The organism is Parasphingorhabdus sp. W113, from assembly GCF_055693205.1.
Genome location: NZ_CM146328.1, coordinates 3,071,509 through 3,086,909 on the forward strand (window position 1 = coordinate 3,071,509; position 15,401 = coordinate 3,086,909).

15 protein-coding genes are annotated in these 15,401 nt (G+C 58.0%); 13 read left to right on the plus strand and 2 right to left on the minus strand.

Annotation, left to right across the window (positions count from 1 at the left end; all coding sequences use genetic code 11):
• Positions 1 to 20: 20 nt before the first annotated feature.
• Together ACZ1GS_RS14845 and ACZ1GS_RS14850 are read left to right on the plus strand one after the other, a co-directional pair.
• Complete coding sequence (locus tag ACZ1GS_RS14845; RefSeq protein WP_472695944.1) at positions 21 to 1,442, plus strand: flavin monoamine oxidase family protein; 1,422 nt, start codon at positions 21 to 23, stop codon at positions 1,440 to 1,442.
• Between the two features lie 28 nt (positions 1,443 to 1,470).
• Positions 1,471 to 2,328 carry an alpha/beta fold hydrolase gene (locus ACZ1GS_RS14850; protein ID WP_472695945.1) on the plus strand — a complete coding sequence of 286 codons (858 nt, stop codon included), beginning with the start codon at positions 1,471 to 1,473 and terminating at the stop codon, positions 2,326 to 2,328.
• Between the two features lie 71 nt (positions 2,329 to 2,399).
• Here the strand turns inward: ACZ1GS_RS14850 and ACZ1GS_RS14855 are convergent, their stop codons facing one another.
• Complete coding sequence (locus ACZ1GS_RS14855) at positions 2,400 to 4,841, minus strand: TonB-dependent receptor (RefSeq protein WP_472695946.1); 2,442 nt, start codon at positions 4,839 to 4,841, stop codon at positions 2,400 to 2,402.
• Between the two features lie 203 nt (positions 4,842 to 5,044).
• A complete protein-coding gene (locus ACZ1GS_RS14860; protein WP_472695947.1) occupies positions 5,045 to 7,534 on the minus strand; it encodes a TonB-dependent receptor in 2,490 nt (829 codons plus the stop codon).
• Between the two features lie 246 nt (positions 7,535 to 7,780).
• On the opposite strand from ACZ1GS_RS14860, the gene ACZ1GS_RS14865 reads away from it, so the two are divergent.
• The 11 genes from ACZ1GS_RS14865 to ACZ1GS_RS14915 all read left to right on the plus strand — a co-directional run bounded on the left by ACZ1GS_RS14865 (position 7,781) and on the right by ACZ1GS_RS14915 (position 15,401).
• Positions 7,781 to 8,191 (plus strand): alpha/beta fold hydrolase, encoded by a 411-nt coding sequence (locus tag ACZ1GS_RS14865; protein WP_472695948.1) that lies wholly within the window; start codon positions 7,781 to 7,783, stop codon positions 8,189 to 8,191.
• On the plus strand, positions 8,085 to 8,720 hold the full coding sequence (locus tag ACZ1GS_RS14870; protein WP_472695949.1) for an alpha/beta fold hydrolase: 636 nt from the start codon (positions 8,085 to 8,087) through the stop codon (positions 8,718 to 8,720). Before ACZ1GS_RS14865 ends, ACZ1GS_RS14870 begins: the two co-directional genes overlap by 107 nt.
• Positions 8,721 to 8,762: 42 nt before the next feature.
• Positions 8,763 to 9,914 (plus strand): nitrilase-related carbon-nitrogen hydrolase, encoded by a 1,152-nt coding sequence (locus tag ACZ1GS_RS14875; RefSeq protein ID WP_472695950.1) that lies wholly within the window; start codon positions 8,763 to 8,765, stop codon positions 9,912 to 9,914.
• Between the two features lie 68 nt (positions 9,915 to 9,982).
• The gene (locus ACZ1GS_RS14880; RefSeq protein WP_472695951.1) at positions 9,983 to 10,285 is read left to right on the plus strand and encodes a DUF1330 domain-containing protein; all 303 of its coding nucleotides are present in this window, start codon (positions 9,983 to 9,985) and stop codon (positions 10,283 to 10,285) included.
• Positions 10,282 to 10,755, plus strand: coding sequence for a VOC family protein (locus tag ACZ1GS_RS14885; protein ID WP_472695952.1), 474 nt, complete (start codon positions 10,282 to 10,284; stop codon positions 10,753 to 10,755). The genes ACZ1GS_RS14880 and ACZ1GS_RS14885 overlap by 4 nt, the downstream gene beginning before the upstream one ends.
• Complete coding sequence (locus tag ACZ1GS_RS14890; RefSeq protein WP_472695953.1) at positions 10,756 to 11,850, plus strand: NADP-dependent oxidoreductase; 1,095 nt, start codon at positions 10,756 to 10,758, stop codon at positions 11,848 to 11,850.
• A 12-nt stretch (positions 11,851 to 11,862) separates the two neighbouring features.
• Positions 11,863 to 12,315: a VOC family protein gene (locus ACZ1GS_RS14895; RefSeq protein WP_472695954.1), complete on the plus strand. Its 453-nt coding sequence runs from the start codon at positions 11,863 to 11,865 to the stop codon at positions 12,313 to 12,315.
• Entirely contained in the window at positions 12,315 to 13,667 is a 1,353-nt protein-coding gene (locus ACZ1GS_RS14900) for an MFS transporter (RefSeq protein ID WP_472695955.1), read from the plus strand. Before ACZ1GS_RS14895 ends, ACZ1GS_RS14900 begins: the two co-directional genes overlap by 1 nt.
• Positions 13,664 to 14,467 (plus strand): alpha/beta fold hydrolase, encoded by an 804-nt coding sequence (locus ACZ1GS_RS14905; RefSeq protein ID WP_472695956.1) that lies wholly within the window; start codon positions 13,664 to 13,666, stop codon positions 14,465 to 14,467. Before ACZ1GS_RS14900 ends, ACZ1GS_RS14905 begins: the two co-directional genes overlap by 4 nt.
• Positions 14,467 to 14,769, plus strand: a complete 303-nt coding sequence (locus ACZ1GS_RS14910; RefSeq protein ID WP_472698157.1) for a YciI family protein — start codon at positions 14,467 to 14,469, stop codon at positions 14,767 to 14,769. The genes ACZ1GS_RS14905 and ACZ1GS_RS14910 overlap by 1 nt, the downstream gene beginning before the upstream one ends.
• 29 nt (positions 14,770 to 14,798) lie before the next feature.
• Positions 14,799 to 15,401: a carboxymuconolactone decarboxylase family protein gene (locus ACZ1GS_RS14915; RefSeq protein ID WP_472695957.1), complete on the plus strand. Its 603-nt coding sequence runs from the start codon at positions 14,799 to 14,801 to the stop codon at positions 15,399 to 15,401.

Here is a 15,401-nt window from a genome sequence, read left to right on the forward strand (position 1 = left end):
GTTGCTGTCAATATAGCGCCATGACTATTCGATCCCTTCCGATCACCAGGCGCGCCTTTGTCGGCGGCTTGAGTGCGTCGCTGATCTCCGCTGCCGCCCCCCGCCGAACATGGAACAGCACCACCGCCGACGTCATTGTCATCGGCGCCGGACTGGCCGGGCTGCATGCGGCCTGGTTGATCGAGCAGACCGGCAACAAGGTCATCCTGCTCGAAGGCAATGACCGGACCGGCGGCCGTCTCCACACGCTCGATTCCATACCTGGCAAACCGGACGCGGGCGGCGTTCAGGTCGGTGCCGCTTATCAACGGTTCAACCGCATCGCCGACCGTCTCCAAGTCGAGCGCTATCTGCCGGACAGCGGTTCGGGCGGCTATCTCTACAATGTTCGCGGGCAAACATTCCTGAAAGAGCAATGGGCAGACTTGCCGGAAAACAGACTGTCGGCCGACGAGAAAAAGACCGCACCCGATGCCCAGTTTTTCAGCTATCTCCGCAAGCTGCCGGCGCTGGAGAAAACCACCGACTGGATGCTGCCGGAAACCGCCGCCCGAGATATCTCTCTCGCCAGCTGGCTGAAACAGCAAGGCGCATCGGACGAAGCGATGCGGTTGATGAACGCGAATCTCAATGGCCGCACACTGGACGAGATGTCGATGCTCCACATGCAGCGCACACTGGCCATGTTTGGTGCCGCGCGGCGGGCCAATCCCGGTCCGACAAAATTTGTCCGCGGCGGGTCCCAGCGCATGACCGACGCCATGACCAATGCGTTGAAATCGGATATTATTCTGAACGCTCCGGTTGCGGTGATCGAAGATGAAGACGACGGCGTCGAGATCACGCTGACCGACGGGCGCAAATTTGGCGCGCGACAGGTGATCTGCACCGCCCCGTTCAGCACGGTCCGGCGGATGAAGATCGAAGCGCCTTTGCCGCGGGCCTTTCGCAAAACCATGCAACAATTGCCTTATACCAAAGCCAGCTTCATGTTCCTGCGCGCGCAGGATGCCTTCTGGAAAGAGGATGGATTGCCGGACTATATCTGGAGCGATGATCCGCTGATCGGGCGAGTCTTTACTCTCAACAGCAATCCCCCGCTGCTCAAGGTCTGGGTCAATGGCCCTGCTGCCGTAGCGCTCGACGTCATGGATCCCGAGCAGGCAGCAGCGGAAATGATCAGGCGGATCGAGACCATCCGGCCGTCTGCCCGCGGCAAATTATCCTATCTGCACATGTTCAGCTGGCAAAGAGAACCTTTTGCGCGCGGCATCTATCATCATATCGGCACCGGGCTTGGCGCTGCGCTGGCGGAAACCGTCCAATATCAAGGCCAGCGCCTCCATTTCGCCGGCGAACATATGACCCAAATGTGGCCGGGCATGGAAGGCGCGCTGGAAACCGCCGAGCGCGCCGCCGCAAGCGTGCTCGAAGCCTTATGACCAACGCTATCAAAGAGGAAAGCCTCCGATGACCAAGCCAAGCCAGGCCAATCGGCGCGCCCTGCTCAAAACTGCCATTGCCCTGGGCGCCAGCGCTGGCGTGCTTGGCTGCACCCCGGTTATCGCTGCGCCCGAGCGCGGGACACCGGCAACCGAAGCGTCTCTCACCTTTTTGCTGGTCCACGGCGCCTGGCATGGCGGATGGTGCTGGCGGGATGTCCGGACAGGGCTGGAAAGTCTCGGCCATCGGGTGCTTGCGCCGACCCTGACCGGCCTCGCCGACCGAGCCCATCTGCTATCCCCACAGGTCGGATTGCAGACCCATATCACCGACATCATGGCGCTGATCGCCTATGAAGACCTGACCGATATCGTGCTGGTCGGACATAGCTATGGAGGCATGGTTATCACCGGTGTCGCCGACGCAATGAAGGACCGCATCCGACACATCATCTATCTCGACGCGGCGCGGCCCGAAAATGGCCAAACCATGATCAGCCAGGGTCCTCCGCGCAGCCCGGAGATTCTCGAGCGCACCCGAAAAAGCCTGGCCGGCCTCGCGCCGGACGGCATCGCCATGGCAGCATTCCCGCCCAGCCTGCTGGGGATACCGCCCGAGCATCCGCGCTATGCCCGGGTGGAGGCAAAACTGACGCCACATCCGCTGAAAACCTGGCTCGATCCGATCGCATTGCCCAATGGCGGCTCGGATGGCCTCAAGCGGACCTATATCCACTGCACCGATCCGGTCCTGCCGAACAGCAGCTTTGCGTGGCATGCCGACCAGGTCCAAAAGGACAAAAGCTGGGCCTATTATCCCGTGGCAACCGGCCATGATGCAATGATCACCGCGCCCGACAAGCTGGTCGATATTTTCCTCCCATAATCGTGGTGATGAGCAAACGAAAAAGGACCGCCTTTCAGCGGTCCCTTTATACGCGTTTCGGATCGTCTTTTTTAGAATGAACCGCTGACGGTCAGTCCGAATTGGCGGCGCTCAGGCGGCGTTATACCGAAAGCCCGTTGGCGAACCCCATTGGCTTGTGGCGCCGCAAAGTCGACATAGCGCAAAATGCCTCTTGGCGTGTCATCCTGAAACGCATTTTTGACCCAGAATCGTATCGTCAGATACTCGTTGCGCACACCCAAAGAGAAATTGGCTTTCGCTGTATCTCCTGTTTCAGCCAGATTGTGGATCTGGGCGAAAAATGATGACCGATAAATAAAGTCACCCCGGGCAAATATATCCCAATCGCTGTCACCCAAGGGGACATCAACGGCTGCGCTAAAGGTCGCCTGATGTTTGGACACCAGCGGCGGGGTCTGGCCGGTTACGTCAGCGAATACCGCACAGGATGTCGGGCCGGTCGTCAACGTGCCATCACCAAGCAGTTGCCCCGCATCAAGCGTTGCTGCTGGGTTGGTACAGCCGTCTGTCGTCACAAGCGGAGCACCGCCGGCCGGATTAGCCACGGTGCCAGTACCGGTGGTCCCGCCGAGCAACACCGCCTGATCGGCGCTGGAACCCCTGACAACTTCAGCATCAAGATAGGCATAGGTTGCCGAAAAAGTCAGATAGTCTGTGACGCTCCAGGACGCATCCAGCTCAAGACCCCAAATTTCGGAATCACCGATATTGTCGCTGAACGAGTTTACACCCCCCAGCGGTGTCGTGAAGTTGCTGGTCAGGACCTGATTGCCATATTCGTTGTAGAATCCGGAAAGATTGACCCGCAGACCATCCATGGGTTGCGCCTTGATCCCGATTTCGTAATTTTGTAGTTTTTCTTCACCAAAGGTTGCGACCGGAGCACCATCTGCGTTGAATCCGCCGGGTGAGTTTCCTTCGGAATAGACTGCGTAAATCAGCGTGTCTTCATTCATCTGATAATCGATATGAACGCGTGGCAAGACCGAATTGAAGGTCGCATTGCGAACCGATCCATCGCCAGCGATGATATCATCCAGGGACCGCGTGGCCGACAATTGCGGGCTGGCAAAAACGTCGCCCAAGCGGAAGGAAGCGCCGGGCCGGGTGCCAATTTTATCATTGCCAATCCGGATTTCGCCACCAATCGTCAACTCGTCCGTGACGTCAAATTCGACACCGCCGAACAGCGCCAGATTTCGGGTCACGCTGGTTTCGTTGACATTGTCAAAACCAAATTCGGTTTGCTTGCGTCCATAGGTGGTACCGCGCACCGTGTCGTCGAACAGGAAACCACCAATTTCCGCGCGGATTGGGCGGTCCTGGGGAGAAGCAAACCGCAATTCGGCAGAAATCGCCTCGCGCTCAATCTCGCTATCCGTGTTGAACGGCGAGACACCAAACACACAATCGGGAATGAAAAAGGCACACACAAATGGAGACGTGATGAACAACGCCGTTTGATCATTGAAGGTCTGGTCGGTGCCCGTCCGTTCGGTAATCGAGGTATAGCCAAACAAAGCTGATGCCGTAAATCCGGAACCACCGAGGTCTGCCGTAGCGGAGGCAATGATACGGTCCGATTTTCGGTTGATGCCGGGTTCGATCAGCGCATCCGTATTGAGCCCGATCGGTTCGCGCAATTGCACGACACCTTGGAAATATCCGCGGCTTCCGGCGGTAAACACATTGTTGAACGACGAATCCTGCAATCCGATGGCGTAGTGATCATCATCATCCTCGGAATGAATATACATCACACTGGCTTCGAAATCATCGCTCTCGTAGGTTAGACCCGTGGAGATCGTCAACGTTTCCTGGCCGAGGTCTTCGCCGGTTACGGCATTGGTATAATCCCCGCCAAAGCTGTCATATTTGCCCGAAACAAATCCGCTCAGACCATCAGCCAATGGTCCGGACACCCGCCCGAAAACTTCGTAATTATCATGAGTCGCTGCGGTCAGCTCAAACTCCAGGCTCAATTCATCTGCTGGTTTTTTGGAAACATAGTTGACCGCACCAGACAATGTTCCGCGGCCGAATACAGCGCTTTGTGGTCCCTTTAGAACTTCCACCCGGCTGAAGTTTTCCAGATCCAGGGCGGTGGAAGCGCCAACGAACGGAACACCGTCGATGAAATAGCCAACCTTGCCCTCGGAGATCAGAATATTGGAGGCACCGCGAATGATAGGGCGGTCTGCGTCACGACCGAAAGCCGATTGCAACTGAAAGCCTGGCGTGAAATCGGAAAGCTGCTCGAGGCCAGATATATTGGCATCGTCAATCAGTTGCTCGCTAAATGCGCTCACAGTGACCGGCACGGTCTGCAAATTTTCTTCTTTCTTCCGCGCCGTCACGATGATTACATTACCATCACTCGCGCCGTCGTCTGCGCTGCTATCCTGTGCATAAACTGGTGCCCCGGCTAACATGGTTGCCGTTAGCAATGCCGATTTCAAAATGAATTTCATTATACGGACTCCTCATCCTAATTTGTCTGGACAAATTCCCACACCGGAATTCCATTGATGGCATTAATTGTCCAGACAAATTTGTGCTGGCGGATCGGGGATGAGGAGGATTGTAACAAAAATATCACAGTTTGACCGCGGGATGCCCCCCCCCGCGATCACACTGCGTGCGCTGTTCCCGCTTATGCGGTCGCTAGCCGTATCTATCGGAACGTATATTTCAGTTTCACGCCAAACTGCCGCTTGTCGCGCAGCCCGACCCGGTCGCCTTCGCGGCTGAAGTTGAAAAAGCCGCCCGGCAATGTGCGCGTACCAAAACTGGTATCAGCGAAATTGAAGGCCGTTGTCGGCGCATCTTCGTTCAGCAGATTGGTGACGAAAAATTCGATATCGGCATTTTCGCCCCGCAAGCCCAGGCGGAGATTGAGATCAGTCGCCTCCTCAACCTTGGCTACATTGGCATTGCTGTCAAAATAGTTGCCGGTGAAATAGAGATCGCTGCGCAAGTACCAGCTGTCGAAAAGATCACCAAAGCCGCTGAATTCGTCTTCATAAGTTGCGCCCAGCGACAGGGTTATCGGCGGAAAGCGTGGCGCCTGTTGTCCGGCAATATCCGCTGTGGGGCCAAAAATATCACCAAAGTCGCCGGTTCCGCCATTGGCCGGGAACGAAGCGATGGTTGCGTCAATATAGGCAAAGGAGCCCTGCATGGTCAGCTGTTCGCTGATGCTCAGGGTCGCATCAAGCTCCACCCCATAAATATCGGTCGTCGCGCCGTTGGATGTGAAATTGACGGTGCGGAACGGATTGGGTGCACCAGGCGTGGTATCGCTGACCACCTCGATCGAACTGAAAATCTCGTTGGTCCGTTCCATGTAGAAGGCGGCAAGATTGAACGCGAAGACACCACTCGGATGCTGTTGCTTCCAGCCAAATTCATAATTGGTCAGCTGCTCTTCGCCAAACAGCACATTGGCATCCGGCGCCAGCGCCTGCAGTTCGGCCAGCTGCCCAGCATCCAGTTCCGCGATCTGCTGATTAAAGCCACCCGGCAAATTGCCTTCGCTATAGGTCGCGTAGAAAGTGGTGAAATCCGAGGGCTGATAGCGCACGGTCACGCGGGGCAGGAAGCTGTTGATCCTGCCGGGCGAAATCGGCACCGCCAGGTTCGCGTTAATCTCGGGATTGCTGAATTCGTCCTTCTGATACCGGCCTTCCAGGGTGATGGAGAGCTGATCGGTAAGCTGATAGTCGATCGAACCGAAGAAGCCGAGCGTCTCGGCCCCGGAGATGAAGGGATCTGACCGGAACAGGTCACCAAAGAAAATCGCCGGTCCGAAGAAGCTGGCGGTTCCGCCAAGCTCTTCAATGTCGATTTTCACATAGCTCGCACCGACCGAAAGATTGAGACGATCGTCGAGGAACGCGCCTGACAGGCGCCCTTCTATGGTCAGGTCTTCGGTCTCGCGATTGGTGAAGCTGGTGAAACTATTGTCCGGAGTCGCGTCAAAGTCGGAATAGAAACCGAACCGTTCGCGGTTAAACCCGGTCAGGAAACTGAACGTCACGCTGTCCGTAAGATCGGCAGAGCCTTGCGCGCTGAGGCGGAGCGAATCGAGATTCAGACCGAAATCATCGACGGTGGTCGGGTTATATTTGAACCCGAATATGGCATCCGACGGGTCGGACCGCGCATCGTTCAGGAAACCGAGATAGGCCTGAATATTTTCCGGCGCGGAGTTGACCCCGATCCGGTTGGCTGGCGGCTGGGTGATCCGTCCGCGAAAGACCGATTCTCCACGGCCGCCCCCTGGAGAGGGCACGACAGAATCGCTCTGATCGGCAATCCCGTTGACGATCTGGAACCCGCCAAAATTATGCTGGCTGGTGCCGAAATAGGAGACCGAGGCCGCTGGACCATCGTCAATTTCCTGATAAGAACCACGCAATTTCAGGCGCAGACCATCGCTCGGTTCGATCAGAAGGGTTCCGCTGATCGCCCATTGCGATTCATCGCCCAATCGCTGTCCGGGCACAGCGACATTGGCAAAATGGCCATCTTTGGTGTCGTAATTGCCGCTTAACCGGTAGGACAGGCCATCGGTAATCGGACCTTCGATCCCGGCCGCGAAATTATATTCATCCCGCGTTGCGGCCGTCACACTCAGATCCACCTGAAACTCGTCGCTGGGATCCTTGGTCACATAATTGATCGCGCCGGCAAAAGTATTGCGGCCGAACAAGGCCGACTGCGGTCCCTTGATGATTTCGACCCGCTGCAGCTCATTAATGCCGATTGTCTGCGCGCCGCCGCTCAGGAACACGCCATCCAGAAAAACCGTTGCGGTCTGTTGCAGCCGGTTGCCACTGATCACGGTGATGCCGCGAAAGCGGGGCGTGGAATTGATCCGTGCCGACCCGTTGGTATTGTCGCCAAACGGCTCGACAAAGGCACCGGGGGCGGCCTTGGTAATTTCGGTTATGTCCTGAAAGCCAGCGCCTTCCAGTTCGGCCTCGCCGATCACCGACACCGCCAAGGGCGCATCGAGAAGCGTTTCCTCTTTTTTCCGGGCGGTCACGATGATCACACCGTCATTTTCATCGGCACCGTTATCCTGATTTTCCTGCGCGTGAACCGGCACAGCCGCCAAAGCGGTCGCACTCAATAAGGCGGCCCTCAATAAAATAGTCATCTGCATCCTCCCTTGCCGGATTTCCGGAATCTTGAACTCCCTTGTCGGATTTCACTTCTCGGGAAATTTGTCCAGACAAATTTTTTTTGAGGCAGAATTGTGCAAAAACTGTAACAATAATATCACATATGTTGGTATTGAGCATAAATCGCGTTGGAAATCAGTCATTGCTGAAATATAATTTGTCCGGACATTTTTCTTGCATTTCCCGGTCAGCTTGGGAAAAATGGAAAGAAAGGGGATTGCATGCGGTTTTCTAACATTCTCATCGGCCTCGCTTGCTGGATCGCGCCATTCACCTTCGCATCTGCCGAAGCCTATCTGCTGACCGGCAAGGAAACCCAAAGCGCCGGCAGCGCCAAACCGTCAGCCAGCGATATCAGCATCCGGCGTGAATTTGTTTCCGGTCCCTTTGGACAAATTCATGTACGGATTGCCGAACCCGCGCACGCTACCGACAAACCTCCGCTGGTCCTGTTCCATCCCACCCCCTATTCCAGCGACTATTTCATGCCGTTCATCCGCATAATGGCGCGGGATCGCAAAGTCATTGCCATTGATACGCCGGGTTACGGCGATTCGGATCCCCCAGGCGCTGCCATCGATAGCGGATTATGCGCGATCGGCCGCCGCGGCTTTAAAACAGCTGGGATATGACGCGGACAGCGGGTCGGTCGATCTGCTCGGCTATCATACCGGCTGCCTGATCGCGACAGAACTGGCGGCGCTGCATCCTGACCTGGTGCGCCGCCTGGTGCTGCCCGGCCTGCCCTTTTTCACCGGAACCGAACGCCAGGCCGCCTATGACCGCAACGCGGTACCCGATCCGGTCAAGCAGGATGGATCGCATCTCGCCAGCAAATGGGCCTTTGCCACCGGCGCGCTCGATGCCGGATTGCCGCTCGCGCGGGGACAAGAGCATTTCAACGATCTGATGCAATGCTATCCCGATTGCTGGCAGGCCTATCATGCGGTGTTCACCTATGCGGCGGAAGACCGGTTTCGAAAAGTCACGCAGCCGGTTCTGCTGATCACCACCGGCAGTAGCTTGAAAGAAGAAACCGAAGCGGCCGCGTCCTTTTTTGCAGATGCAGGACTGGAGCATATCGCTGGCATCACATTGGGCGGCTTCGATCTCGCGCCTGAAAAATTTGCCGCAGCGGCCCGGCGCTTTCTGGACCAATGACCGCAGCAACGTCCAACGGACACCACCGATGAAAGGAATGCCATGAGTAATCAAAACGGACTTTCGAGACGCGCCCTATTCGGCGTCGGAGCAGGAATGGCTGCCGGGTCGGCGCTGGGCTGGAGCGATTTTGCCCGAGCCACTGTCAAGGGCGGCCCAGACACGCTCTCGATGTCATCCGACGGCCGCTATGCAACGGTTCCGCTTGCCAAGAAAACCATCAGCCTGGGCGCCGTGCAGTCGCGGGTGCTGGCCGTGGACGAAACAAATCTCAAGCAGACCCGCCGGGCCAATGTCCAGCACATGATGGATCTGATCGACTATGCGAGCGGCTTTTCCGGGCCTAAGGACATGCTGTTCTTTCACGAATTTCCGATCACCGGTTATAATTTCAAATGGGGCCTGAAAGAGGCGCGCAAGATTGCCATCGAGATCCCGGGCGAGGAAACCGAGATGCTCGCCAAAAAGGCGCGCGAATATGGCACCTGGCTGGTGTTCGGATCCTATGTCCGCGACCCCAACTGGCCCGAAAGTCTGCTGTCGATCACGACGATCATGAACGACAAGGGCGAGATCGTCGACAAGCATTGGAAAGCCCGCAATATCAAGGGTTTTTTCGGCGGCGACTTCGAGCTGTTCACCACCAATATCTATGATGTTCTCGACCGCTATGTCGAAATGTACGGCGCCGATGCGGTCATTCCGATTACCCGCACGCCGCTGGGCAATTTCGCGACCAGTTCGGTCCAGCGCGAACCCGAATTGTTCCGCGCCATGGCGATGAAGGGCGCGGAAATCATATTGCGCACCGCAACCGGCGGCTTCTCGCCGCTCGATATCCAGGCGACGTCGCTTTATAACGGAGTCTACACGGCGATCGCCAACAATGCCGCCTCGCCTGGCAACGGACTCTATTTTGAAGATGCCGGTGGTGGCGGCACCGCGATTTACGATCCCCAGGGCAAGGAAATCAACAAAGCGGAAACCGCGTTCGAAACCAATGTCACGGCCCGGATCCCGATTGCCGATTTCCGCACCCGCAACAGCCAGCCGATCGTCCATAGCGAGCTGTTCATGCCGGTCTTCGAACAGTATAAATCCAAATATGGTCCCAATTTGTTCAGTGGCTATCAGCCTAAAAACACCCAGGATTCCGGTCGCTATCTTCGCGACAAGGCGCGCTGGCCAAAATAGCTGAAAATAGCGGTTGCAATCGACGGGACCCGGCGTAATTTGTCCGGACAACTTGAAAGGACTCACCCATGCCTGCCTATATGATCGTTACCGCTAAAATTGCTGATCGCGACAAATTCATCAGCGGCTACGGTCAGGCGGCCGGGGCGCTGGTCGAAAAATTCGGTGGGCGCTATGTCCTGCGGGGTCCGGGCGCCGAACTGCTCGAAGGCGATTTCGGGGATGGCGCATCGATGGTGATCTCCGAATGGCCGGACAAGGCGGCCGTCCACAAATTTTGGAACAGCCCGGAATATCAGGAAGCCAAGAAGCTGCGCGCCGACATTGCCGACTGTCAGGTGCTCGTCATAGAAAGCCCCAAAATCGCATGACTGATATTATCAAACGCACAACCCTGATGGTCCGCGATGGCGATCGCGCATCGCATTGGTATGAAACCGTCTTTGGCATGACCAAATGGATGGATACACCGTTCACCTTGTCCGGTACGCAACTGGCAGCGGGCAAGAAGGGCGACCAGACACGGCTGATCATCCTCAAATGCGAGGACGATCTGATTGGCATGATCGGATTGCTCGAATGGCTCGACCCCAAGCAGGATGCGCCGGCCGAATTGCCGACCGAGATCGCATTTGGCGCGCCGGTATTTGTCGTGGCGTCAGAGGATGCCACCGGCGCGGTCGAACGCGCCCGCGCGCTCGGCTCCCGCATTCACAGCGAACCGCGCGAATGGACCGTCACCGGGGCGGATGGCAAACAGAAAGATATGATCGGCTGTTCGTTCTGGGATCTCGATGGCTATTTCTTTGAAGTCAATCAGGTCGTGAAAGTGCACGACTAGGTGTCGGCCACGGACCAGAACCGCGCCGATTTCGATGGCCTCGCCGCCGGCAAACGGATTGATGACAGTGCCAATTATCAGTGGCGCGTCGCCGAGCGACCGGTCGGCAATGTCGTCCCTTCGGACTTTGCCTGGGCGGTGGAAGACATTCCTGAACCAGGTGACGGCGAGGTCCTGCTCAAAACCCATTATCTTGGCCTCGCGCCGGTCATGCGCTTCTACATGCAGGGCACCGGCGCCGCCGGAGAACGGGTGCTCGAGCCGGGCGATGTGATTCACGGTCGCGGCGTCGCTCAGGTGGTGCGATCGCGCCATCCCGACTGGCGGGAGGGTGAAATGGTCCAGGGGCAAATGGGCTGGCAGACCTACAAGGTATCGAAAATGACGCCGCAGGAGAAATTCTTCCGCATGCCGCCCAATGGTCTGCCGGCCGCACTGGGATCCGGCGTTCTGGGCATGACCGGCCTGTCGGCTCATGCGGGGCTGTTTGCCTGCGGGTTCCCGCAGCCGGGCGATCGCATGGTGCTGTCCGGTGCTGCCGGCGGCGTCGGCTCGATGGTCAGCCAGATGGTGGCCAATGTGGTCGGCTGCGATGTGGTTGGCATGGCAGGTGGTCCGGAGAAATGCGCGTTCATCCTCGAACATGGCTGCAGCCAGGCGATTGACTATAAGTCTCAGAATATCGAGGAGCGACTCGATCAGTTGCGGCCCGATGGCATTGATCTCTATTTCGACAATGTCGGCGGCGAGACGCTCGAGGCCTGTCTCGAACGCTTGCGCCTGCACAGCCGCGTGGTGCTGTGCGGCTCGATCAGCGAATATACCCGCGACGAACCGTTCAAGCTGTCCAACTACACCCGCTTGCGGGCAACCGAGACCCGGATGCAGGGCTTTTTCGTCTACAACCACCTTGATCGCTGGAACGCGGTGATGGACGATCTCGCGGAGTGGATTCACGCCGGGAAACTGAAACCCGTGCAGGATGTCGAACAGGGGTTTGAACATATGCCGCGGGCGCTGGCCAACCTCTATCACGGCCACAATGTCGGCGTGCAATGCTGTTCGGTTCGGGGCGAACCGTCAGAATGGATTTGAAGGAGATATGGGATGAGCGAGAAACAACAGACCCGGTTTCAGCGTGGAAATTTTGTTGTTGCGGATATTGATCGCGCGCTGACCTTCTACCGCGATGTGCTCGGCTTCGATGTCACGTTTCGCAAGGGGCACAACCCGGACAGCTATTCGATTCCGGTGTTTGAGATTCCCGACGGCGCGGAACTGGATTTTGTCATTCTGTCGCTGCCCAACCAGCCGCGCGTGATGGCCTTGTCCGGGATCAAGAATGTGCCGCTGCCGACCGTGCCTTACCCGCGCCGCGGGGCAATCGTGCTGGATGTGGCGGATCCCGACAAGGTCATGGCAGAATCCAGCGCCTTGGGACTGAAGGTCTATGAGGAAGGCCGCCTCGAGACCCATGATGGCCGGATCGGACGGGAAATCGGGATTGTCGATTTTGATGACAATCTGATCGTCATCTACCTGATCCCGGATGCCCAATAATGGCCACGCAAACAGACGCGCCCGCCACCCCGGAAACACCGGTCAAACCCTATCCCAGCGCAACCGCCGGCTGGTTTCTGGTGGTCATGCTGACCATCGCCTATATTTTCAGCTTTGTGGATCGCTATATTCTCGGCCTGCTGATCGAACCGATCAAGGCCGAATTTGATCTCAGCGACCGGTCAATCGGCTGGCTGCTCAGCGCGTTCACGCTGGTCTATGGCTTTGTCGGCATTTTCATGGGCTGGCTGATCGACCGCGGCAAACGGATCTGGATTGTCTCGATCGGGGTTGCCTTATGGTCGGCCGCGACCATTGCCACCGGCACCGCCAAGAATTTCGTCCAGCTGTTCGCCGCCCGCATGGGCGTCGGCGTGGGCGAGGCGACCTTGAGTCCGGCGACATTTTCGATGATCGGCGACAGCTTTCCCACCGAGAAACGCGGCAAGCCGATCGCCTTTTATTCCTCGGCCCTGCCGATCGGCGCCGGCCTGGCATCCTTGCTGAGCGGCGCGATCATTGCCTGGACCGCCTCGAGCGGCAGCCAGACCCTGCCCTTTTTCGGCGAATTGTCGCCGTGGCGCTTCACGTTGATCGTGGTCGGTCTGCCGGGACTGATTTTCGCGGCCTTTTTCCTGCTGATGAAAGAACCCGCTCGCCGCCCGGCACCGGCATCATCCGATGTGATCGGAGGCAGCGGCTTCATGGACGCGCTGCGCTATATCTGGAAGAACCGGACGCTCTATATCGGCTTTGTCCTGATCATCTGCACGATGACCGCGATCGCCTACAGCCAGGGCTTCCTCGCCCCGACCTTCGAACGGACCTGGGGCTGGTCGCCGCAGAAATATGCGACGATCAACGGCATCGCCCTGCTCGTCATCGGCCCGGCCAATATGCTGATCATGGGCACGATCTCGGACTGGTGGACCAAAAAGGGCGTGAAAGACGCATCGCTGCGGATCCTCTATATCGGCTTCTTCATCATGGTCCCGACCGGCACGCTGCCGCTGCTGATGCCGACGGCGGAGCTGGCTTTCGCGATATTGTGTATCAACACCATCGGTATCGGCATCGTCTCCGCCATTGGCGTTACCTCGCTGCTGGTCATCACCCCGGCGCAGGTGCGCGGCCAGATTGTCGCGCTTTACTATCTCGCGATCAGCTGGTTCGGGTCGCTCGGACCGATTGTGGTCGGCGAACTGTCGAGCAGCGTGTTTGGCGAAGATAATCTGCGCTATGCGGTGGCCGCGGTGCCGATTATCTTTGCGATCGTGCCGTTCCTGATGATGCCCTTGACGCGCAGGCTGTACAGCGAACAGATGGACCGGCTGGGAGACAGCACCCAATGATCCGCAAGGGCTATTCGGATGGGCCGTTCGGCCAGGTGCACTGGCGCATGCTCGACAGTCAGGGGCCTCGCCAGCATCCTGATCTTTATTGCCTGCATCCCGGGCCCTTTTCGGGCCTCGCCTATACCGCAATCATGCCAGAACTGGCCGCCGGACGCCGGGTGATTGCGCCGGATTATCCGGGCTATGGCGGGTCCGACCCATGCATCGCCGCTCCGTCCATTGCCGACTATGCCGATGCGATGATCGCGGTGATGACGGATTTGTCGGCAACCGAACCCGTCGACCTGACCGGCTTTCACACCGGCAATCTGGTGGCGATCGAAATGGCCGAGAAAATGCCGGCACAGACAAGACGCCTGGCGCTGGTGGATATCCCCGCCTTTGAACCGGCCACACGAGACAAATATCACGCCATGGCAGCCCAGCCCTTTGTGATCAGCCCCGAGCTGGAGTCGCTCGCCAAACCCTGGGATCGCGGGATCACCAAGCGCTGGGACAGCCAGAGCCCGGAACGCTGTTTCGCCATGTTCACCGAACAGCTACGCCCGGGCGAACAGATGAACGCTGCGTTTCATGCCGCCTTCACCTATGACATTGAGCAACATCTGCCGCGCGTCGCGCACCCGGCCCTGGCCTTTGCCACCCAGTCGATGCTGCTCGATGCCACCCGCTATGCCGCCGAACTGATCCCCGGCGCCCGGCTCGTTGAACGGCTCGACATCACCCGCGCGGTGCTCGACGAGGCTGCGGACATCACCGCCGCGGCGATCTGCGCCTTTCTGGAGAAAGACCTGTGATGAAAGCCTTTGCCATTTACTGCATCGACAAACCGGATACCGCCCAGAAGCGACTGGATACCCGCGATGCGCATTTTGCCCATATCGAAAAGACCCTGGGAAATCTGCTGATCGCCGGCCCGCTCAATGATCCTGCGGGCCGGACCATCGGCTCGCTGCTGATCGTGAAAGCGACAGACCCGTCCTCTGCCCGGACCCAGCTCGAGGCCGATCCCTATTTCGAGGCCGATATCTGGGCCGACATCCGGATCACCGAATTCATCCCCGCCGCCGGCGACTGGATCGGCGGCAAAATCTGGTGAAGTAACTCGACCCTATCAGGAGACCGCCCATGACACGCATCGCCCCGCTGAAAATAGACGAACTGCCCGAAGACACGCAAACGGCGCTCAAATTTTCGGAGAATCTGATGGGTTATGTTCCCAACAGCGTGTTGACCATGGCCCACTGGCCGGAATTGCTGAACGCCTTTCGCGGCATGGTGTCGGTCATTTATGGCGAAAGCGCGATCGACAATCAGCTGAAGCGGCTGATCGGGGCAGTGGTCAGCGCCGCCGCCGGTTGCCAATATTGCAAGGCGCACACGACCCTGGGCGCGCGCGATCTCGGGGTGGATGAAGCCAAGATCGCTGCGGTCTGGGACTATCAGACCAGTGATCTGTTCAGCGATGCGGAACGGGCGGCGCTGGACGTCGCCTTTGCTGCCGGACAGGTGCCCAACGCGGTGACCGACGCGATGTTTGAACGGCTCGGCACCCATTATGACCCGCGCCAGATGACCGAGATCATGGCGGTCATCGGCATGTTCGGCTTTCTCAACCGCTGGAATGACAGCCTCGCCACGGCACTGGAGGACAAGCCGTTTGAGTCGGCATCCGCGCTGTTCTCCAGCGATCAGTGGCAACCCGGACAGCATCGGCAGGAGGCGGAGTAG